Source organism: Streptomyces swartbergensis, assembly GCF_002148965.1.
GTDB lineage: Bacteria > Actinomycetota > Actinomycetes > Streptomycetales > Streptomycetaceae > Streptomyces > Streptomyces swartbergensis.
In genome coordinates this window covers 1-21824 of sequence record NZ_NGFN01000126.1, presented here as the reverse complement: position 1 = coordinate 21824, position 21824 = coordinate 1, and the positions used below count along the sequence as shown (strand labels likewise).

Below are 21824 nucleotides of genomic sequence, written 5' to 3'. Positions count from 1 at the left end.
GCCCACGGGGCCGGCGACCAGTCCCGCGGCACCGCCCGGTGCCGTGGTCGAACCCCCGCCCCCCGACCCATCGGTGGCCGAGGCCCCCTGATGCGGCGGCGCCCTGACCGGTCACCCGGCCGCTCACCGAGGTCGCCCGGCCCGCGGCGGACGCGAGCACCCCTGTCGCCGCGGCACCGCTTCCGTATCGTCGTTCCCCTCGTCCTGCTGGCTTTCGTCGCCTCGGTCCTCCTGGTCGAGGGGTACACCACCAGGGGCTTCGCCGGTGACCAGGAAGGGCGCAGCGGACGACCGGCCACCGGCGTGCCCCGCAGGATCGCCGACGGCGGCCCGGTCGTCGACACCACCAACGATCACCTGCGGACGTATCGCACACCGGACAAGACCGTCGTCCTGACCTTCGACGACGGCCCCGACCCCACCTGGACGCCCCGTATACGGGCCGTTCTCGACCACCACCGCACGCCCGGCACCTTCTTCGTCACCGGGCAACAGACCAGCCGGCACCCGGGAGTCCTGCGCAGTGTGGTCCGCTCCGGACACGAGATCGGCGTCCACACCTTCTCCCACCGGGACCTGACCACCCAGTCCGCGAGCGCCGTCGACCGTGAGCTGGCGCTGACCCAACTCGCCCTCGCAGGGGCCGCGGGCATCAACACGTCACTGATGCGGATGCCCTACTCCTCGACCCCTTCCGCCCTCGACGCCAGGGCGTGGTCCGTGGCCCAGCGCCTGGGCGAGAAGGGCTACGTCCTGGCGTTCATAGACCAGGACACCAACGACTGGCGGCGGCCGGGCGCCCGGGCGATCGCCGACGCCGCCACACCGAGCGCGGCGGGCAGGGGTGCGGTCGTCCTCCTGCACGACGCGGGAGGGGACAGATCACAGACTGTCGAAGCCCTCAAGACCCTGATCCCCCGGCTGAAGGCACAGGGCTATCGGTTCACCACCCTCGCCGATCTCGTCGGCACCGAGAGTTTCACGAGCCCCGTCGACACGGCGGACCGGTGGAGTGGCCGCATCTTCGTGGCCGCTGTGACCGTTTCGGGGGCAGCGGTGTCGGCCGTCAGCGTGCTGCTGCTCGTGGTCGGTTCGCTCGTCCTCGCACGCTGTGTGCTCCTGCTCGTCCTGGCCCGTCACCACGCCCGCCGTCAACGGCGCCCCTACAGCGGCCGGCCCGTCACCCAGCCCGTCAGCGTCGTCATACCCGCCTACAACGAGGAGCTGTGCATCGCCAAGACGCTCCGCTCCCTCGCTGCGAGCGACCACCCCGTCGAGATCATCGTCGTGGACGACGGATCCACTGACGGCACCGCCGACATCGCGCAGTCACTCGCCCTCGCGAACGTCACCGTCATCCGCCGGCCCAACGGCGGTAAGCCCTCCGCCCTCAACACCGGCGTCCTGCGGGCCTCCCACGACCTCATCGTCATGCTGGACGCCGACACCGTCTTCGCCCCCTCGACCGTCGGCCGCCTCGTCCAGCCGTTCGCGGACCCCCGCGTCGGCGCCGTCGCGGGCAACGCCAAGGTCGGCAACCGCCGGCGGCTGCTCGGCCGGTGGCAGCACATCGAGTACGTCATGGGCTTCAACCTCGACCGCCGCATGTACGACCTGCTGCGCTGCTTGCCCACCATTCCCGGTGCCGTGGGGGCATTCCGCGCCGAGGCCCTGCGGGACGCCGGAATGATGAGTGCCGACACCCTCGCCGAGGACACCGACATCACCATGGCCCTGCACCGGGCCGGGTGGGAGGTCCGCTACGCGTCGGAGGCACTCGCCTGGACCGAGGCGCCGTCCTCGTTGCGGGAACTGTGGCGCCAGCGCTACCGGTGGAGCTACGGCACGATGCAGGCCACGTGGAAGCACCGTCATGCGCTGCTGGAGCGTGGCCCCGCGGGCCACTTCGGCCGCCTCGGTCTGCCCTTGCTGGCCGTCTTCCAGATCTTCACCCCCTTGCTCGCCCCGCTGATCGACATACTGGCCCTCTACGGTTTGGTGTTCGGGAACCCGCGCACCACTGTGCTGGCCTGGAGCGGTGTGCTGGCGGTGCAGGCCGTCTGCGCCGTGTACGCCTTCCATCTCGACGGCGAGAGGCTCCGGCCCCTGTGGGCGCTTCCTCTCCAGCAGGTGGTCTACCGCCAGGTGATGTATCTGGTCCTCGCCCAGGCCTGCCTGACCGCGATCAACGGCTACCGACTGCCCTGGCAGCGGCTCAAACGCAGTGGAGACGTGATGCTGCCTCCCCAGCCCTCCACGCGCCGGACGTGAGCGAGCCTCGGCGGCGTGCGGCGCCGAGGCAGGTTCTCTACGCCGGATGGCTCATCCGGTTCACCGAGGCCCCTGACGCGTGCTGACGTGGCCCTTTCCCACGCCCGCCTGCCCGAGCCTCCTCGGGGAATCACACAATCGGGTTGAATTGTTCGGTTGAGGGGCCGTCAGCCTTCCTCCCGGGCGCTTTCCCGCTCAAGGTGTGATCATGAAAACTCCGCGATTGCACCGTATGCCCCGATCCCTCGCGCACTCGGCTGGTGCGGCTGTCATCGTCCTCGCAGCAGCCCTGACCTCCGCCGCACCCGTAGCGGCCCACTCCGCTCCGCCGCCGGACCGCGGCAATGGCCAGAGTTCCTCATGCTACACGTCCCGCAATGAGCGGCAGGGGGTCGAAGGGCTCGTCTGGACTGTCCTGTTCGGGCCCCAGAACACCACGACGGAGACCCGGTGCGACGGCGAGGCGGCGGAGGGAGGGCAGGACCGGAGCACAGGCCTCCTCCCGCCCCTCTCGGGCTCCTGACCTGCCAGGGGCGCTTGGGTTTCCGGGCGCCCCTCTCGTCGCGTCCTGCGCTCCTCTTGCGTTGTTCGCGGTAGTCCAACTGCCCCCAATTTCAGGGGGTTTGCGCGCACCGAATGACTCGATTCGGTCAAGTCTTGGTCGAATACATACGTGCATGGCGTGCTCTTCCGAAACGATGCGGCACGGACCGTGTGACACGCGGTCCTGACCCCCCTCACCGTTCTGAGAGAGCTCCATGAGAAGAAGCGCAGCCGTCCTGTGCGGCGCGACTGTCGTCCTGGCCGGGACACTCACCGCCGTCCCCGCCAGCGCCAGCGCGTCGCACTCCGCGAACACCGCCGCCGCCAAGGTCACTTGGAAGAAGTGCGGCACGGAGGACTACCCGACGCTCCAGTGCGCGTCGGTGAAGGTGCCGCTCGACTACGCGAAGCCGCAGGGGAAGAAGATCACGCTGGCGCTGTCCCGCGTGCCGCACACCGCGAAGACGTACCAGGGCCCGCTGCTGGTCAACCCCGGCGGCCCCGGCGGCAGCGGCCTGACGCTGGCCGGTTTCGTCGCGTCCTCCCTGCCCAAGGAGGTCGCCGCCCAGTACGACGTCGTCGGCTTCGACCCGCGCGGCGTGGGCAAGAGCCAGCCCGCCCTGGACTGCAAGCCGGGCTACTTCAACCCGGTGCGTCCCGACTCCGTCCCCAGCACCCCGGCGATCGAGAAGGCCAACCTCGACCGCGCCAAGTCCTTCGCCCAGGCCTGCGGCAAGAAGTACGCCGACGTCCTGCCGTACATCAACACGGTCAGCGCCGTGAAGGACATGGACTCGATCCGCAAGGCCCTCGGCGCCAAGAAGATCAACTACTTCGGCTACTCGTACGGCACCTACCTCGGCGCGGTCTACGCCAAGCTGTTCCCCGAGCGGGTGCGGCGCCTGGTGCTGGACTCGATCGTCGACCCGACCGGGGTCTGGTACGACGCCAACATCAAGCAGGACTACGCCTTCGACAAGCGCCACAAGGCGCTGATGGCGTGGATCGCCAAGTACAACTCCACGTACAAGCTCGGCACCGACCCGGCGAAGGTCGAGGCCAAGTGGTACGCCATGCGGGCGGCCGTGGCCAAGAAGCCCGCGGGCGGCAAGGTGGGCGCCTCCGAACTGGAGGACATCTTCATACCCGGCGGCTACAACAACGCCTACTGGCCCACCCTCGCCCAGACGTTCGCGGCGTACGTCAACAAGCACGACACCGCCGCGCTGGTCAAGGCGTACGACAACATCGCCGCCATCGACGCCTCCGGCGACAACGGCTACAGCGTCTACGCCTCGGTGCAGTGCCGTGACGCGTCCTGGCCGCGCGACTGGAAGCAGTGGCGCAAGGACAACTGGGCCGTGTACGAGAAGGCGCCGTTCATGGCCTGGAACAACGCCTGGTACAACGCCCCGTGCGCGTTCTGGCCGACGAAGTCGCTCAAGCCGGTGAACGTCGCCAACGCCAAGCTCCCGCCGGTGCTGCTGTTCCAGGCGACGGACGACGCGGCCACCCCGTACCAGGGCGGTGTCACCATGCACCGGCTGCTGAAGGGCTCCAGCCTGGTGGTGGAGCAGGGCGGCGGCAACCACGGCATCACGCTGAGCGGCAACGCCTGCCTCGACAAGCACCTGGCGACGTACCTCACCAGCGGCAAGGTGCCGCACGGCAGCGGCGTGGCCGACGCGGTCTGCAAGAAGCTGCCCGACCCGAAGCCGCAGGCCTCGGCGCAGAAGACGCCGAGCACGCCCCAGCCGGCCGTCGCCACGGTCGGCGACACCCTGCGCGGGATCCTGGGGTCCGTGGTCTGAGCATGCCTGCGTGAGCATCGTCTGACGTGACATGAGGGGCGCCCGGTACCTGCCGGGCGCCCCTTGCGTGGTCACGAGTGACCGCTGCCTCCGTACGAGGCGATCAGACGCGCCAGATGCCGTCCCGCCGCCTCCAGCGGGGTCTCGCTGCGGGCGACCTGGGACGCCAGTTCGGCCCCCTCCAGCGTGGCGATCACCGTGTGGGCCAGATCCTCAGCGTCCGCTTCGGCGAACCTCGCGGCGACCAGCTTCGCGGCGACCACGGCCCGCCAGCGGGCGAACGCCTCGGCCGCCGCCCGCTGGATGCCGGGGGCGCTGCCCGCCGTGCCGACGACGGTGGAGGTGACCGGGCAGCCGTCGAGCCAGTCGGACTCGCGCAGGCCCTCGGCGAGGGAGGCGGTGAGCGCGACGAGGGCCTTGGCCGGGTCCGGCTCCGCGTCGAGCGACTCGCGCAGCAGCTCGGTGAACTCCTCGTCGCCGAGCCGCACGGCGGCCGTGCCGAGCTCCTGCTTGCCGCCGGGGAAGAAGTGGTAGACCGAGCCGAGCGTCGCCCCGGCCTCGCGGGAGATCTGCTTGATACCGGTGCCCTCGTAGCCCTGGCGCTGCATCAGGCGGGATGCCGTACGGACGATCCGCTCGCGGGTGCCGGCGGTCTCGAGGTCGTGCGGGGCCTTGGTCTTCACGCCGCCACTCTACCGAGCTAGAGCGATCGCTCTAGTCACGTGCTAGGTTCCTCTCTGGATAGAGCGTTCGTTCTAGTCGCCGTTCAGTGATCCCCGGGGAGATTTCTGTGAGTCCGTCCGCTGTGAGTCCGTCTGCTGCCGCGCACCCGTCGTCCGGCGCCTCGTCCGTCACCGTCATCGGTCTCGGCCCCATGGGCCGCGCGATGGCCGGTGCCTACCTGGACGCCGGCTACGACGTCACCGTCTGGAACCGCACGGCGAGCCGCGCCGACGAGCTGGTGGCCACGGGCGCGGTGCGCGCCGCCGGCGTCGAGGAGGCGCTGGCGGCGAACGAGGTGGTCGTGCTGAGCCTCACCGACTACGCCGCGATGTACGCCATCCTGGAGCCCGCCGCTCCGGCACTGGCGGGCCGCGTCCTGGTCAACCTCAGCTCGGACACCCCGGAGCGGGCCCGCGAGGGGGCGGCCTGGGCGGTCGAGCACGGGGCGCGTCACCTCACCGGCGGAGTCCAGACACCGCCGTCCGGCATCGGCTCGCCGGAGTTCGACACCTTCTACAGCGGCCCCCGGGACCTCTTCGAGCAGTACGAGCACGTTCTGCAGGTCATCACGGGCACCGACTACCGCGGCGAGGACCCGGGCCTGGCCGCGCTCTACTACCAGCTCCAGATGGACCTCTTCTGGACCACCCTGACCGCCTGGCTGCACACGCTGGCGCTGGCGGACGCGAACGGCATCAGCGCCTCGGAGATCACGCCGTACGCGGCGCGGACGCTGGGCGGGATGGACCAGTTCCTCGACTTCTACACGCCGCGGATCGAGGCGGGGCGGCACTCGGGCGACGTCGAGCGGATCTCGATGGCCGTGGCGAGCATGGAGCACGTCGTGCACACGGCGCGGGACGCGGGCGTGGACCCGGCGCTGCCCGCCGCGGTGCTGGAGGCGTTCCGGCGCGCCTCGGCGGAAGGTTACGCGGAGGACAGCCTGACCCGGCTGTTCGAGGTGTTCGTCAGGGGCGCGGGCGCCTGAGTACGAGCGAGGGCGCCCCGCACGAGCGGGGCACCCTCGGTCACGTACGCGAGAGAGGTCAGAGCTTCTCGATCACGTAGTCGACGCACTTCGTGAGCGCCTCGACGTCCGCCGGGTCGATCGCCGGGAACATCGCGACGCGCAGCTGGTTGCGGCCGAGCTTGCGGTAGGGCTCGGTGTCGACGATGCCGTTGGCGCGCAGGACCTTGGCGACGGCGGCGGCGTCGACCTCGTCCGTGAAGTCGATCGTGCCGATGACCTGGGAGCGCTTGGCCGGGTCGGTGACGAACGGGTTCGCGAACTTGACGTCCTCGGCCCAGCCGTACAGCGTCCGCGCGGACGTGGCGGTGCGGCGGACCGACCAGTCCAGGCCGCCCTGGCCGTTGATCCACTCCAGCTGCTCGTTGAGGAGGAACAGCGTGGCGAGGGCCGGGGTGTTGTACGTCTGGTTCTTGCGGGAGTTGTCGATCGCCGTCGGGAGCGAGAAGAACTCCGGGACGTGGCGGCCGCTCGCGTGGATCCGCTCCGCGCGCTCGATCGCGGCCGGGGAGAAGACGCCGATCCACAGGCCGCCGTCGGAGGCGAAGGACTTCTGCGGGGCGAAGTAGTAGACGTCCGTCTCGGCGATGTCGACGGGGAGACCGCCGGCGCCCGAGGTGGCGTCCACGAGGACCAGGGCGCCCTCGTCGGCGCCGGCCACCCGCTTGATCGGCATGGCGACACCGGTCGAGGTCTCGTTGTGGGTGAAGGCGTAGACGTCCACGCCCGCCTCGGCGACCGGCTCGGGGTGCGTGCCGGGGTCGGAGGAGATGACGTCCGGCTCGGCCAGCCAGGGCGCGAGCTTGGCGGCCTTGGCGAACTTGGAGGAGAACTCGCCGAAGCTGAGGTGCTGCGACTTGTTCTCGATCAGGCCGTGCGTCGCGATGTCCCAGAACGCGGTGGAGCCGCCGTTGCCGAGGATCACCTCGTAACCGTCGGGGAGCTGGAACAGCTCGCGGATGCCCTCACGTACCTTGCCGACCAGGTTCTTGACGGGAGCCTGGCGGTGGGAGGTGCCCATGAGGGACGTGCCGGTGGCGGCGAGGGCGTCCAGCGCCTCCGTCCGCACCTTGGAGGGACCCGCGCCGAAACGTCCGTCCGCGGGCTTGATGTCAGAGGGAATCCGGATCTCAGCCACGGAGGGGAGCGTAGCCGTTTACCGAAACGCGGGCGAAACGTCGTCCGTCGGGTGAGACGGTGTTGAGTGGAGGCATGAGCGGAGGCATGTCCAAACTTGAGATGGAGTTGCGGGCGGCCGTCCGGGGCGAGGTCGGGTTCGATGTCACCTCCCGGGCGCTGGTCACCATGGACGCGTCGAACTACCGGAGGGTCCCTCGTGGGGTCGTCGCGCCCGTGGACGCCGAGGACGTGGCCGCCGTACTGGCCGTCTGCCGGGAGCACGGCGTGCCCGTCGTCGCCCGCGGCGGGGGCACGTCCATCGCGGGGCAGGCCACCGGCACCGGTGTCGTCCTGGACTTCACCCGCTACATGAACCGGCTGGTCGCTCTGGATCCCGAGGCGCGTACGGCCGTAGTGCAGCCGGGGCTGGTGCTCGACCGGCTCCAGGAGGCGGCGGCTGCGCACGGGCTGCGGTTCGGGCCGGATCCGTCCACGCACAGCCGCTGCACGCTCGGCGGCATGATCGGCAACAACTCCTGTGGCTCGCACTCCGTGGCGTGGGGGACGACCGCGGACAGCGTGCGCGAGCTGGACGTGGTCACCGCGCGCGGGCGGCGGCTGCGGCTCGGGCCGGACTGGGCCGGCGCGCCGGACGGCCTGCGGGAGCTCGTGGACGGCGATCTGGCCCGGTTGCGCACGGGCTTCCCCGAGCTGCCCCGCCGCATCTCCGGGTACGCGCTGGACGCCCTGCTGCCCGAGAAGGGCGCCGACGTGGCCCGCTCCTTCTGCGGTTCGGAGGGCACGCTGGGCGTGCTGACCGAGGCCACCGTACGACTGGTCGAGGCACCACGCGCGCGTGCGCTGGCCGTGCTGGGCTACGCCGACGAGAGCGCGGCGGCGGAGGCGGCGGCCGGGCTGCTGCCGCTGCGCCCGCTGACGGTGGAGGGCATGGCGGCGGACCTGGTGCCGTCCGCGGCCGCGCKGCCGCGGGGCAGGGCCTGGCTGTTCGTGGAGACCGGCGGGGAGTCGGCAGCCGAGGCACGCGCGCGTGCGGAGGCGATCGTGCGGGTGGCCGATGTCCTGGACGCCCTGGTGGTGACCGATCCGGCGGGGCAGCGCGTGCTGTGGCGGATCCGGGAGGACGCGAGCGGTACGGCGACCCGGATGCCGGACGGGAGGGAAGCGTGGCCGGGGTGGGAGGACTGCGCGGTGCCGCCAGTCCGGCTCGGGGCGTATCTGCGGGACTTCCGCGCGCTGCTCGGCGCGCATGGCCTGCGCGGCACGCCGTACGGGCACTTCGGGGACGGCTGCATCCACGTCCGCATCGACTTCGACCTGCTGACGGAGCCCGGCATCGCCCGTTTCCGGCGCTTCTCGGAGGAGCTCGCGGAGCTGGTGGTGGCGCACGGCGGGTCGTTGTCCGGGGAGCACGGGGACGGGCAGGCGCGGGCGGAGCTGCTGCCGAAGATGTACGGGCAGGAGATGGTGGGCCTGTTCGAGCGGGTGAAAGGGGTGTGGGATCCCGACGACCTCCTCAACCCCGGCATGCTGGTCCGCCCCGCGCCCCTCGACGCCGGCCTGCGCTTCTCCGTCCTCCCCCGTGAGCCCGTCGACGTCGCCTTCGGCTACTCCTCCGACGGCGGTGACTTCTCGGCGGCGGTGCGGCGCTGCGTGGGCGTCGCCAAGTGCCGTACGACGTCGGTGTCCGGCTCCGCCGTCATGTGCCCGTCCTTCCGGGCGACCGGCGCGGAGGAGCACTCCACGCGCGGGCGTGCGCGGCTGCTGCACGAGATGCTCGCGGGTGAGGTGGTGACCGACGGCTGGCGCTCCACGGAGGTGCGGGACGCGCTGGACCTGTGCCTGTCCTGCAAGGGCTGCCGGTCGGACTGCCCGGTGGAGGTCGACATGGCCACGTACAAGGCGGAGTTCCTCCACCACCACTACGCCGGCCGGCGCCGCCCGGCCGCGCACTACGCGATGGGCCGGCTGCCGGCGTGGCTCCGGGCGGTGACCCGTACGCGCACGGCGCCGCTGGTCAACGCCCTCGCCCGGGTGCGCCCCTTCGCCCGGGCGGCGAAACGGCTGGGCGGGATCGCCCCCGAGCGGGAGATCCCGCGGGTGGCGACACGGACGTTCAGCCGGTGGTGGGAGCGGCGGCGGGGCGAGGTCGCTGTTGCCGGGCGCGGCCGTCTCGTCGTGTTGTGGCCCGACACCTTCACCGAGTACCTCTCGCCGGCCGTCGGGCAGGCCGCCGTGCGCGTGCTGGAGGCGGCCGGGCTGCGGGTGGCGCTGCCGCCGACCGTGCATCTGGCGAAACCGCCGGTGGGCGACGGCAGGACGGTCGCGCTCGACCCGCTGTCCCTGCTGCGGGGCCGGGGGCGTGTCTGCTGCGGGCTGACGTACGTGTCGACGGGGCAGCTGGACCGCGCCCGAGCGGTCATGCGCCGCACGCTCGACCTGATGGAACCGGTGCTGGAGACCGACGCCCCGGTCGTGGTCCTGGAGCCGAGCTGCGCGGCGGCGCTCCGCACGGACGTCCCCGAGCTGCTGCACGACGACCCGCGCGCGGCCCGCCTCGCCGCCAAGGTCCTCACCTTCGCGGAGACGCTGGAACGCCACGCCCCCGACTGGACACCGCCGCGCGTGGACCGCCCGGTGGCCGGCCAGACCCACTGCCACCAGCACGCGGTGCTGGGCGACGCCGCCGACCGCCGGCTGCGTCAAGCCGCTCTGCTCTCCGGCGAACTGAGCGGCGGCTGCTGCGGTCTCGCGGGAAACTTCGGCTTCGAGAAGGGCCACTACGAGGTGTCCACGGCCTGCGCCGAGGAACAGCTCCTGCCGTCGGTGCGGGACGCCCCGGACGGCACGGTGGTCCTGGCGGACGGCTTCTCCTGCCGTACGCAGCTGGAGCAGCTGGCGGGCGTGCGGGGGAGGCACCTGGCGGAGGTGCTGGCTGCGGCACTGGAGGAAGGAGCGGGCAATGACACGGGGGTCGAGCGGTGAACCGGGGCGAGTGGCCGTGCTGTCCGACATCCACGGCGTCCTCCCCGCCCTGGAGGCCGTCCTCGCCGAGCCGGACGTCGCCGCCGCCGAGCGCGTCGTGCTCACCGGCGACATCGCGGCCGGCCCGCACCCGGGGGAGGTCATCGAACTGCTGCGGGCGCAGGGCGACCGTGTGCTGTGGGTCGCGGGGAACGCCGACCGCCGACCGCGAGCTGGTCGAGATCGCCAGGGGCGAGCGGGACCGTCTCCCCGACGCGATCACCCCGTACGCGGCCCGCCGGCTGACTGCCGAGCAGGTCGACTTCCTCGACTCCCTGCCCACGTCCCTGACCCTCACCGTCCCCGGCCACGGCAAGGTCCTCTTCTGCCACGCCACACCCCGCGACGACGAGGAGATCGTCCTGGTCGACTCCCGCCCGGCCCGCTGGACGGAGGTGTTCACCGGCCTGGACGACGACATCCGCACGGTGGTGTGCGGCCACACCCACATGCCCTACACCCGTCTGGCCCACGGCCGCCTGGTGGTCAACCCGGGCAGCGTCGGCATGCCGTACGGCCGCCCCGGCGCGCACTGGTGCCTGCTGGGCCCGGGCACCGATCTGCGCGTCACGCCGTACGACATCCCCACGGCGACCGCGCGGCTGATCGCCGAGTGCGCGTACGCGGACATCGCAGCCTGGGCCGACTACCACCTGAACGCCCGCGCGAGCGACGTGGACGCGCTTGAGGCGTTCGGGCCACGGGACGGGCGGACCCGAGTGTCTGAGCGGGGGGAGGGGCGGGGCCGCTCCTAGAGTCACGGCACCAGCCACTCGAAGGAGCCCGCGCATGAGCGTCCGCGTCCAGCCGATCACCCGTGACGAGCATCTGGCGTTCGTCGCGGCCCGCCCCTCCGCCAGCCACACGCAGCTCCCGTCCTGGGGCGAGGTGAAGCCCGACTGGCAGGCGGAGAGCCTCGGCTGGTTCGACGCGACCGGGCAGCTCGTCGGCGCCGGACTGGTGCTGCTGCGCCCGCTGCCCGGGCCGAAGCTGCCCGGGCTGCCCCGGTACCTGGCGTATCTGCCCGAGGGCCCGCTCATCGACTGGCACGAGCCCGGCCTCGAACGCCTGCTGGAGCCGATGGTCGCCCACCTCGGGCGACGGGGCGCCTTCGCGGTGCGGATGGGCCCGCCGGTCGTGGTGCGCCGGTGGAGCGCCGAGGCGGTCAAGGCGGCGATCGCGGACCCGGCCGCCCGGCGGCTGCGCGACGTGCGGGCGACGTCGTTCGAACCGCGTGCCGGCCAGGTCGCGGACACCCTGCGCCGCATGGGCTGGCGGCAGACCGAACCCGGCGGCGGGGACGGCTTCGCCGCGGGACAGCCCCGGTACGTCTTCCAGGTGCCGTTCGCCGGACGGTCGCTGGACGACATCCGCGGCGGTCTGAACCAGCAGTGGCGGCGCAACATCACCAAGGCGGAGAAGGCCGGCGTGAAGGTCGTACGCGGCGGCCACGAGGATCTGCCGGCCTTCCACGAGCTGTACTGCGAGACCGCCGAACGGGACCGCTTCATCCCGCGCCCGCTGCCCTACTTCCAGCGCATGTGGAGCGCCCTCACGGCCGAGCACCCGGACCGGATGCGGCTCTACCTCGCGTACCACGACGGCGAGGTGCTGGCCGCCGCGACGATGCTGACCGTCGGTGACCACGTCTGGTACTCCTACGGCGCCTCCACCAGCCGGCGGCGCGAGGTCCAGCCGAGCAGCGCCGTGCAGTGGCGCATGATGTGCGACGCCCATGAACTGGGCGCCGCCGTCTACGACCTGCGCGGCATCACCGACACCCTGGAGGAGTCCAGCCACCTGCTCGGCCTGCTCCGGTTCAAGGTGGGCACCGGCGGCGAGGCCGTCGAGTACCTCGGGGAGTGGGACTTCCCGCTCAACCGGCTGCTGTACAAGGCGCTGAACCTGTACCTCGCCCGCCGCTGAGAGCCCGCATTCCGAGACAGTGGCATAAGCGGTTTACGCGCCTGACCGAGTCCATTACTCTGGACTGAACGGTACACCGTGATGCACGCGAACGTGCATGACGGTGTACGTACGCAGCCCGAGTACGCCGCCGAGCCGAGCACAGGACCGCCCGTGACCACTCCCGACAGCGTCACCACGCCCCAGCCCGCGACGACAGCCGCTGCCGCCGCACCGGCCGCCGGGCCGGGCCGGCTGCGCTCCCTCGGGCCGGTCGGCCTGGTGCTCGCGGGCGGGATCTCCGTGCAGTTCGGCGGTGCGCTGGCCGTGATGCTGATGCCGAGGACGGGCGCCCTCGGGGTGGTGGCGCTGCGGCTGCTCGTGGCGGCGGTCGTCCTGCTGCTGGTCTGCCGCCCGCGGCTGCGCGGACACTCGCGCGCCGACTGGGGCACGGTGGTCGTCTTCGGCATCACCATGGCCGCCATGAACGGCCTCTTCTACCAGTCCGTCGCCCGCATCCCGTTGGGCCCCGCGGTCACCCTGGAGGTCCTCGGCCCGCTCGCCCTCTCCGTCCTGGCGTCCCGCCGCGCGATCAACGTCGTCTGGGCGGCCCTCGCCCTCGCCGGCGTCTTCCTCCTCGGCGGGGGAGGCTTCAGCGGCCTCGACCCCACGGGAGTCGCCTTCGCCCTGGGCGCCGGCGCCATGTGGGCGGCCTACATCATCTTCAGCGCCCGTACGGGCCGCCGGTTCCCGCAGGCGGACGGCCTGGCACTGGCGATGGCGGTGGGGGCGGTGCTGTTCCTGCCGCTGGGCATCGCCGAGTCGGGCACGAAGCTGGTCGACCCGGTGACGCTGGGCCTGGGCGCGGCGGTGGCCCTGCTCTCCTCGGTCCTGCCCTACACCCTCGAACTGCTCGCCCTGCGCCGCCTGCCCGCCGCCGCCTTCGCGATCCTCATGAGCCTGGAACCGGCCATCGCCGCGACGGCCGGCTTCCTCCTCCTCGACCAGGCCCTCACCGCCCTGCAGGCCGCCGCGATCGCCCTCGTCATCGCGGCGAGCATGGGGGCGGTACGGACCCAGGTCGGCGGCGGCGGCCGAGGCCGCGGCCGCCGGAAGACGGCGGCGCTGGAGAGTACGGGGCTGGAGGGCTAGAGCGACCGGGACGCGTTCACTGCGGGCTGTTCACTGCGGCTGGTATGCGCGCGCGACGCGAAATCCCACGTCGTCGATCCGGAACGTCGGATGACTACGCCGCCGGACAGAAGCACGGCAACTCCAGTGCTCGTCCGCCCAGCCACCGCCCCGCAACACTCGGTAGGTGCCGTAGACCTCGGCGTCATAGACGTCCCAGCACCACTCCCAGACATTGCCCAGCATGTCGTGGAGACCCCACGCGTTGGCCCGCTTGCCGCCCACGGGACGGATCCGCTCCTGCGAGTTGCCGCGATACCAGGCGATCTCATCGAGCGGCCCGTACCGCGGCCCACCGCTGCCGGCCCGGCAGGCATGCTCCCACTCGGCCTCGCTCGGCAGCCGGTACCCGTCACCGGAGCCGTCCAGGTCGACCGACTCGGACTCACCGCACAGGCGATACACCGGCGTCAGCCCTTCCGCCCGGGACAGCGCGTTACAGAACCGCACGGCGTCCCACCACGACACGCCCTCGACGGGCAGCCGCTCACCGTGAGCGGCACTCGGCCGCTCACCGGTGACCTGGGCGTACCAGGCCTGAGTGACCGGGAACGCCGACATCCGGAAGGGCGCGACCTCGACGGCCCAACTCCGCTGCGTCCGCCGGTCCGACAGCGTCACCCGCCCTGGCGGGACGGCCACCATCGCGTTCCCCATGTTCACGCCACCCCCTGTCGCGCCACCCTATGCCCCGGTCCGAGCGCTGCTCGCGAAATTTCCGCGTGGGCAGCCGAGTTGACCTGGTCATGACTCAAGGTCCCGCACCCCGCCCGCTGTCCGACGAAGCCCTCTCCGACCTGCTCGGCAAGCAGCAGTTCGGCACCCTCGCCACCGTCAAGCGCAACGGTCGGCCCCATCTGACCACCATGGTCTACGCCTGGGACCCCGAGGCCCGGATCGTGCGGTTCTCGACGACGGCCGACCGCGTCAAGGTCAGGCAGCTGCGGCACAATCCGCGCGCGGCGCTGCATGTGCAGGGCGGCGACGTGTGGTCGTTCGCCGTCGCCGAGGGCGAGGCGGAGGTTTCCGAGGTCACGACGGTTCCCGGGGACGAGGTCGGGCGGGAGCTGCTCGGGATCATCCCGGAGGCGGCCAGGCCGGAGGACGAAGGCGCGTTCCTGGAGCAGTTGGTGGCCGAGCGGCGGGTGGTCGTCCGGTTGCACGTGGACCGGCTGTACGGGACGGCGCTCGACATCGACGGCTGAGGTCTGCGGGGAGACCGGGCTTGAGTCTCCCGTAGGGGGAGGCGCGAAGGTGCAGGCATGGACGGCGACACGCTCTTCACGATCGGGGCCCTGGCCCGGCGGACCGGGCTGACGGTCAAGACCATTCGGTTCTACTCCGACACCGGAATCGTGCCGCCGACGGACCGCAGCCCGGCCGGCTACCGTCTCTACGACATCGGCGCACTGGCGCGTCTGGAGCTGGTGCGCACCCTGCGTGACCTGGGGCTCGACCTTGCTGTCATCCGGCAGATGCTGGACCGGGAGGTCTCGGTGCCCGAGATCGCGGCCGCACACGCCGACGCCCTGGACGTGCAGATCCGCACCCTCCGACTGCGGCGCGCGGTGCTGCGAGCGGTGGCCGAACGAGGCTCCACTGCCGAGGAAATGGACCTCATGCACAAGCTTGCCAAGCTCTCCGACGACGAACGCCGACGCCGCATCACCGATGTCATCGAAGACACCTTCGGCGGGTTCGACGCCAACCCCGACTTCGTCGACATGATCCGCTCGGCCATGCCCGAACTGCCGGACGACCCCGAACCCCGTCAGGTCGACGCCTGGGTGGAACTCGCCGAACTCACCGAGGACCCCGACTTCCGCTCAGCCCTGCGCCGCATGGCCGAGTACCAGGCAGCCGAGCGCGCCCAGGGCGACGTCACCGGCCTGCACCACGACCTCACCGAGACCGTCCGCGACAGCGTCGGCCGCGCACTCGATGCCGGCATCGCTCCGGCCTCGGCCGCGGCCGCACCCGTCGTCGACGCCCTCACCGCCCGTTACGCGCAAACCTTCAGCCGCGCCGACGACACAGACTTGCGCCACTGGCTGCTGACACGCCTGGAGATCGCCGGCGACCCCCGCGCGGAGCGCTACTGGCACCTGCTGGCCGTCATCAACGGATGGCCCGTCCCGCCCAGCCTGGCACCGGTGTTCACCTGGCTCACAGACGCCCTGCGCGCTCACACTCCGCAACAGTCCCGCGTGCGGTAGTCAGGCAGGCGGCCAGCTCCGCAGGGCCATCTCGGCCACCCGCGGGAGGTCCTCGCGGGTGGCGCCGCCGGCGGCTTGGACGGCGATGCCGTCGGCCACGGTCATGAGGTAGTGGGCGAGCAGCTCGGGATTCCTCGTTTTTCATGCAAGCACGCTTGATTGTTTCTTGCCCCGCTGCCATGCTCCACAGCACGCCGCACCACCCAGCACTGCCCCGCACCACCCCGCATCATCCCCGCACACCGCCGTGCCCCGAGGGGAGCGCCCGTGTCCGATCCGACGACGTCCGTGATCGACGACCTGCGCGAGGAGAGCGAGGAACTCGACCGCGTCGTCGCCGGGTTGAGTACGGCTCGCTGGGCGCTCGCCACGCCCGCCCCCGGCTGGACCGTCGCCCACCAGATCGCCCACCTCGCCTGGACGGACCGTTCGGCCCTGCTCGCCGTCACCGACGCCGACGGCTTTCGCGCCCTGGTCGAGAAGGCCCTCGCCGCACCGTCCTCCTTCGTCGACGAGGGCGCCGAGGAGGACGCCGGACTCCCGCCCAGCGAACTGCTCGCGCGGTGGCGCGACGGCCGTACGGCGCTGGAGCAGGCGCTGCGGGCCGCCCCACCCAAGGCCCGCTTCCCCTGGTACGGCCCACCCATGTCGGCCGCCTCCATGGCGACGGCCCGCCTCATGGAGACCTGGGCGCATGGGCAGGATGTGGCCGACGCCCTGGGTGTGGTGCGCCCACCCACCGACCGGCTCCGGCATGTGGCCCGGCTCGGGGTGCGGACCCGGGACTTCGCCTACCGTGTGCACGGACTGACTCCGCCGGCCGATCCCTTCCGCGTCGAACTCCGAGCCCCGTCCGGCGACTTGTGGACGTACGGGCCCGAGGACGCCCCGCAACGCGTCACCGGGCCCGCCCCCGACTTCTGCCTCCTGGTCACCCAGCGCGCCCACCGCGCCGACCTCGCCCTGCGCGCCGACGGCCCCGACGCCGACCGCTGGCTGGACATCGCCCAGGCCTTCGCGGGCCCGCCCGGCACCGGCCGCCCCCCGAGAGGGGCCGGACAGTGACCCTCCGCATCGGCAACGCCTCGGGCTTCTACGGCGACCGCTTCGATGCCATGCGCGAGATGCTCACCGGCGGTGACCTGGACGTCCTCACGGGCGACTACCTCGCCGAGCTGACGATGCTCATCCTGGGGCGCGACCGGCTGAAGGACCCGGCCGCCGGATACGCCCGTACCTTTCTGCGGCAGTTGGAGGACTGCCTGGGGATCGCCCACGAGCAGGGCGTGAAGATCGTCACCAACGCCGGCGGGCTCAACCCGGCCGGACTCGCCGACGCCGTAAGGATGTTGGTCGACCGGCTCGGCATCCCCGTGCGCGTCGCACATGTCGAGGGCGACGACCTCACCGCCGCCCACCCCCACAGCCTCGCAGCCCACGCCTACCTCGGCGGCTTCGGGATCGCGGCCTGTCTGCGGGCGGGCGCCGACATCGTCGTCACCGGGCGGGTGACGGACGCTGCACTCGTCACCGGCCCGGCCGCCGCCCACTTCGGGTGGAGGGAAACGGACCACGACCGGCTCGCGGGGGCCGTCGTCGCCGGGCATGTGCTGGAGTGCGGGGCGCAGGCCACCGGCGGCAACTACGCCTTCTTCCGGGACGGCGACGTCCGCCGGCCCGGCTTCCCGCTCGCCGAGATCCATGAGGACGGCAGCTGCGTCATCACCAAGCACCCCGGCACCGGCGGCTTCGTCGACGTCGGCACGGTCACCGCCCAGTTGCTGTACGAGACGACCGGCGCCCGGTACGCCGGCCCGGACGTCACCGCCCGGCTCGACACCGTGCGGCTCGGCCAGGAGGGGCCCGACCGGGTGCGGATCGAGGGCGTGCGCGGTCAGGCGCCGCCGCCCACCCTCAAGGTCGGGCTCAACAGGCTCGGCGGCTTCCGCAACGAGGTCGTCTTCGTGCTCACCGGCCTCGACATCGAGGCCAAGGCCGCCCTGGTACGGGAGCAGATGGAACCGGCCCTGGGCAAGGCCGCCGACGTGCGCTGGGAGCTGGTCCGCACCGACCGGCCCGACGCCCCGACCGAGGAGACGGCGAGCGCGCTGCTGCGGCTCGTCGTACGGGACCCCGACCAGGAGGTCGTCGGGCGGGCCCTGAGCGGGGCGGYCGTGGAGCTGGCGCTCGCCAGTTACCCCGGCTTCCATGTGCTGGCGCCACCCGGAAAGGGCTCGCCCTATGGGGTTTTCGAGGATGTGTACGTCCCCCAGGGTGCGGTCGACCATGTGGCCGTCCTCCATGACGGGCGCCGGGTCCCCGTGCCGCCGGCCCACGACACCGCCGTACTCGACGAGGAGCCCGAACGTCCCCTGCTCGAACGTCCCCTGCCCGAACCGCCCCTGCCGGAGCCGCTGCCGCCCGGCCCCGCACGGCACGCCCCTCTCGGCCTCGTCGCGGGTGCCCGCAGCGGTGACAAGGGCGGCAACGCCAACGTCGGTGTGTGGGCCCGCACGGACGACGCCTGGCGGTGGCTCGCGCACGAGCTGACGGCCGAGCGGTTCCGGGAGCTGATCCCCGAGAGCCGGCCGCTGAACGTCACCCGGCACGTCCTGCCCAATCTCCGCGCCCTCAACTTCGTCGTCGAGGGCATCCTCGGCGCGGGCGTCGCCGACCGGCACCGCTTCGACCCGCAGGCCAAGGCCCTCGGCGAATGGCTGCGCTCCCGCCACCTGGACATACCGGAGGCCCTGCTGTGACCGTCCTGACCTCCGCGCTCGACCCGAGCGGCCCCGACCACCGGGCCAACCGCGAGGCCATGCTCGCCAAACTCGCCGAACTCGACGCCGAGCACGCCAAGGCCCTCGCGGGCGGCGGCGAGAAGTACGTCGAGCGGCACCGGCGGCGCGGCAAACTCCTCGCCCGCGAACGGATCGAGCTGCTCCTCGACCCCGACACGCCCTTCCTGGAGCTGTCCCCGCTGGCCGCCTGGGGCAGCGACCACACCGTCGGCGCCTCCCTCGTCACCGGCATCGGTGTCGTCGAGGGCGTGGAGTGCCTGATCACCGCCAACGACCCGACCGTGCGCGGGGGAGCGAGCAACCCCTGGTCGCTGAAGAAGGCCCTGCGCGCGAACGACATCGCCCTCGCCAACCGGCTGCCCTGCATCAGCCTGGTGGAGTCCGGGGGCGCAGACCTGCCGTCGCAGAAGGAGATCTTCATCCCCGGGGGCGCCATCTTCCGCGACCTCACCCGGCTCTCGGCGGCCGGGATCCCGACCGTCGCCGTCGTCTTCGGCAACTCGACGGCCGGGGGCGCCTACATCCCCGGCATGTCCGACCACGTGATCATGGTCAAGGAGCGGGCCAAGGTGTTCCTCGGCGGTCCGCCGCTGGTGAAGATGGCCACGGGGGAGGAGAGCGACGACGAGTCCCTGGGCGGCGCCGAGATGCACGCGCGCGTGTCGGGCCTCGCCGACCACTTCGCCGTCGACGAGCACGACGCCCTCCGGCAAGCCCGGCGCGTGGTCGCCCGCCTCAACCACCGCAAGGCGTACGGCGATCCTGACCCGGCCATCCCCCCGAAGTATGACGAGGAGGAGCTCCTGGGGCTCGTGCCCGGCGACCTCAAAACCCCCTTCGACCCGCGCGAGGTCATCGCCCGCATCGTCGACGCCTCCGACTTCGACGAGTTCAAGCCGCTGTACGGCACGAGCCTGACCACCGGCTGGGCCACCCTGCACGGCTATCCCGTCGGCATCCTGGCGAACGCCCGAGGGGTCCTCTTCAGCGCGGAGTCCCAGAAGGCCGCCCAGTTCATCCAGCTCGCCAACCAGCGCGACATCCCGCTGCTCTTCCTGCACAACACCACCGGCTACATGGTCGGCAAGGAGTACGAGCAGGGCGGCATCATCAAACACGGCGCGATGATGATCAACGCGGTCAGCAACAGCCGCGTCCCGCACCTCTCCGTCCTCATGGGCGCCTCCTACGGCGCCGGCCACTACGGCATGTGCGGCAGGGCCTACGACCCGCGCTTCCTCTTCGCCTGGCCCAGCGCCAAGTCGGCCGTGATGGGCCCGCAGCAGCTCGCGGGCGTGCTGTCGATCGTCGCCCGCCAGTCGGCCGCCGCGAAGGGACAGCCGTACGACGAGGAGGCGGATGCCGCTCTGCGCGCCATGGTGGAGCAGCAGATCGAGTCCGAGTCGCTGCCGATGTTCCTGTCCGGGCGGCTGTACGACGACGGCGTCATCGACCCGCGCGACACCCGCACCGTCCTCGGCCTGTGCCTGTCCGCCATCCACACCGCCCCCTACGAGGGCGCGCGCGGCGGCTTCGGCGTCTTCCGGATGTGAGGGAACAGATGATCTCCACCCTGCTGGTCGCCAACCGGGGCGAGATAGCCTGCCGCGTCTTCCGCACCTGCCGCGAGCTGGGCATCCGCACGGTCGCCGTGCACTCGGACGCCGACGAGAACGCCCTCCACGCGCGCGTGGCCGACACGGGCGTACGACTTCCGGGGGCCGCGCCCGCCGACACCTACCTGCGCGGCGACCTGATCGTGAAGGCCGCCGTCGCGTCCGGCGCGGACGCCGTGCACCCCGGCTACGGCTTCCTCTCCGAGAACGCCGACTTCGCCCGGGTCGTCCTGGACGCGGGCCTGGTCTGGATCGGCCCGCCCCCGGACGCCATCGAGGCGATGGCGTCCAAGACCCGCGCCAAGCGGCTCATGGGACTGAAGCCCCTCACCGACGTCACCGAGACCGACCTCCCGGTCCTGGTGAAGGCGGCGTCGGGCGGCGGGGGCCGGGGCATGCGCGTCGTACGGCACCTGGCGGCCCTGGACGCCGAACTCGCCGCCGCACGCGCCGAAGCGGCGAGTGCCTTCGGCGACGGCGAGGTCTTCGTCGAGCCGTACGTGGAGAACGGCCGCCACGTCGAGGTGCAGATCCTCGCCGACACCCACGGCACGATCTGGCCGCTCGGCACCCGCGACTGCTCCCTCCAGCGCCGCCACCAGAAGGTCGTCGAGGAGGCCCCCGCACCCGGACTCTCCGAGGAACTCCAGGAGGAGATGAGCGCCCTCGCCGTACGGGCCGCCCGAGCCGTCGACTACGTGGGCGCCGGCACGGTCGAGTTCCTCGTCGCCGACGGCAGGGCCCACTTCCTGGAGATGAACACCCGCCTCCAGGTCGAACACCCCGTGACAGAGGCCGTGTTCGGCCTCGACCTGGTCGCCGAACAGATCCGCATCGCCGAGGGCCACCCTCTCGACAGCACCCCGCCACGCGCGCGTGGTCACGCCGTGGAGGCCCGCCTCTACGCCGAGGACCCGTCCCGCGACTGGTCCCCCCAGACCGGCCGCCTGCACCGCCTGTCCGTACCGGAAGGCATCCGCCTCGACACCGGCTACACCGACGGCGACGACATCGGCGTCCACTACGACCCCATGATCGCCAAGGCCGTGGCGCACGCCCCCACGCGCACGGAGGCCGTCCGCAAGCTCGCCTCCGCCCTGGAACGGGCCGTGATCCACGGCCCCGTCACCAACCGCGACCTCCTGGTCCGCTCCCTGCGCCACCCGGAGTTCACCGCCGCCCGCATGGACACCGGCTTCTACGACCGCCACCTGCCGGACCTGACGGAGCCGTCCCCCGACCCGTACGCCCCCTTGGCGGCCGCCCTCGCCGACGCCCACGGCCGCTCCCGCTTCGGCGGCTGGCGCAACGTCCCCTCACAGCCGCAGACCAAGCGCTACGCGATGGCGGGGCAGGAACACGAGGTCCACTACCGGCACACGCGCACAGGCCTGGAGGCGGACGGCGTACGGGTGGTACGCGCCGACACGCACCTCGTGGTCCTCGAAGTGGGCAGTGTGCGGCGCACGTTCGAGGTGGCGGCCTACGGCGACCGGATCCACGTGAACAACACCGCCCTGACGGCGTTGCCCCGCTTCCCCGCCCCGACGACCGAGCAC

General features: G+C 72.0%; 15 protein-coding genes and 2 pseudogenes. 13 read left to right on the top strand and 4 right to left on the bottom strand.

Going from position 1 to position 21824, the window contains the following annotated elements; genetic code table 11:
* Positions 1-90 precede the first annotated feature (90 nt).
* Complete coding sequence (locus CA983_RS20910; RefSeq protein WP_086602433.1) at positions 91-2271, top strand: bifunctional polysaccharide deacetylase/glycosyltransferase family 2 protein; 2181 nt, start codon at positions 91-93, stop codon at positions 2269-2271.
* 758 nt (positions 2272-3029) lie between these two features.
* Entirely contained in the window at positions 3030-4625 is a 1596-nt protein-coding gene (locus CA983_RS20900; RefSeq protein WP_086602431.1) for an alpha/beta hydrolase, read from the top strand.
* A gap of 71 nt (positions 4626-4696) precedes the next feature.
* Here the strand turns inward: CA983_RS20900 and CA983_RS20895 are convergent, their stop codons facing one another.
* Positions 4697-5308, bottom strand: coding sequence for a TetR/AcrR family transcriptional regulator (locus tag CA983_RS20895; protein ID WP_086602430.1), 612 nt, complete (start codon positions 5306-5308; stop codon positions 4697-4699).
* Positions 5309-5430: 122 nt separating this feature from the next.
* Between CA983_RS20895 and CA983_RS20890 the strand changes: the two genes are divergently transcribed.
* On the top strand, positions 5431-6336 hold the full coding sequence (locus tag CA983_RS20890; RefSeq protein WP_483027221.1) for an NAD(P)-dependent oxidoreductase: 906 nt from the start codon (positions 5431-5433) through the stop codon (positions 6334-6336).
* 58 nt (positions 6337-6394) lie between these two features.
* Here the strand turns inward: CA983_RS20890 and serC are convergent, their stop codons facing one another.
* Entirely contained in the window at positions 6395-7513 is a 1119-nt protein-coding gene (gene serC / locus CA983_RS20885; protein ID WP_086602429.1) for a phosphoserine transaminase, read from the bottom strand.
* Between the two features lie 86 nt (positions 7514-7599).
* Between serC and CA983_RS20880 the strand changes: the two genes are divergently transcribed.
* From CA983_RS20880 to CA983_RS20865, 4 genes and pseudogenes are all read left to right on the top strand, one after another.
* On the top strand, positions 7600-10497 hold the full coding sequence (locus CA983_RS20880) for an FAD-binding and (Fe-S)-binding domain-containing protein (RefSeq protein WP_086602428.1): 2898 nt from the start codon (positions 7600-7602) through the stop codon (positions 10495-10497).
* Positions 10475-11291 (top strand): annotated as a pseudogene (locus tag CA983_RS20875) (metallophosphoesterase family protein). The gene CA983_RS20880 and the pseudogene CA983_RS20875 overlap by 23 nt, the downstream one beginning before the upstream one ends.
* A 34-nt stretch (positions 11292-11325) precedes the next feature.
* Complete coding sequence (locus CA983_RS20870; protein WP_086602427.1) at positions 11326-12462, top strand: lipid II:glycine glycyltransferase FemX; 1137 nt, start codon at positions 11326-11328, stop codon at positions 12460-12462.
* 153 nt (positions 12463-12615) lie between these two features.
* The gene (locus tag CA983_RS20865) at positions 12616-13593 is read left to right on the top strand and encodes an EamA family transporter (RefSeq protein ID WP_208637004.1); all 978 of its coding nucleotides are present in this window, start codon (positions 12616-12618) and stop codon (positions 13591-13593) included.
* Positions 13594-13623: 30 nt separating this feature from the next.
* Here the strand turns inward: CA983_RS20865 and CA983_RS20860 are convergent, their stop codons facing one another.
* Entirely contained in the window at positions 13624-14289 is a 666-nt protein-coding gene (locus CA983_RS20860) for a formylglycine-generating enzyme family protein (RefSeq protein ID WP_244207027.1), read from the bottom strand.
* 89 nt (positions 14290-14378) lie between these two features.
* On the opposite strand from CA983_RS20860, the gene CA983_RS20855 reads away from it, so the two are divergent.
* Both CA983_RS20855 and CA983_RS20850 read left to right on the top strand, forming a co-directional pair.
* Positions 14379-14837, top strand: a complete 459-nt coding sequence (locus CA983_RS20855) for a pyridoxamine 5'-phosphate oxidase family protein (protein WP_086602425.1) — start codon at positions 14379-14381, stop codon at positions 14835-14837.
* Between the two features lie 57 nt (positions 14838-14894).
* A complete protein-coding gene (locus tag CA983_RS20850) occupies positions 14895-15848 on the top strand; it encodes a MerR family transcriptional regulator (protein WP_086602424.1) in 954 nt (317 codons plus the stop codon).
* On the opposite strand, the pseudogene CA983_RS20845 reads toward CA983_RS20850, so the two are convergent.
* Positions 15849-15980, bottom strand: a pseudogene (locus CA983_RS20845) (TetR/AcrR family transcriptional regulator); the annotation flags it as partial.
* A gap of 135 nt (positions 15981-16115) precedes the next feature.
* Here CA983_RS20845 and CA983_RS20840 point away from each other — a divergent pair.
* From CA983_RS20840 to CA983_RS20825, 4 genes are all read left to right on the top strand, one after another.
* A complete protein-coding gene (locus CA983_RS20840; protein WP_086602423.1) occupies positions 16116-16913 on the top strand; it encodes a TIGR03084 family metal-binding protein in 798 nt (265 codons plus the stop codon).
* Complete coding sequence (locus CA983_RS20835; RefSeq protein WP_086602422.1) at positions 16910-18607, top strand: acyclic terpene utilization AtuA family protein; 1698 nt, start codon at positions 16910-16912, stop codon at positions 18605-18607. Before CA983_RS20840 ends, CA983_RS20835 begins: the two co-directional genes overlap by 4 nt.
* Complete coding sequence (locus tag CA983_RS20830) at positions 18604-20202, top strand: acyl-CoA carboxylase subunit beta (RefSeq protein WP_086602421.1); 1599 nt, start codon at positions 18604-18606, stop codon at positions 20200-20202. The genes CA983_RS20835 and CA983_RS20830 overlap by 4 nt, the downstream gene beginning before the upstream one ends.
* Before the next feature lie 8 nt (positions 20203-20210).
* On the top strand, positions 20211-21824 hold a 1614-nt coding region (locus CA983_RS20825; protein WP_086602420.1), incomplete at its 3' end, for an acetyl-CoA carboxylase biotin carboxylase subunit.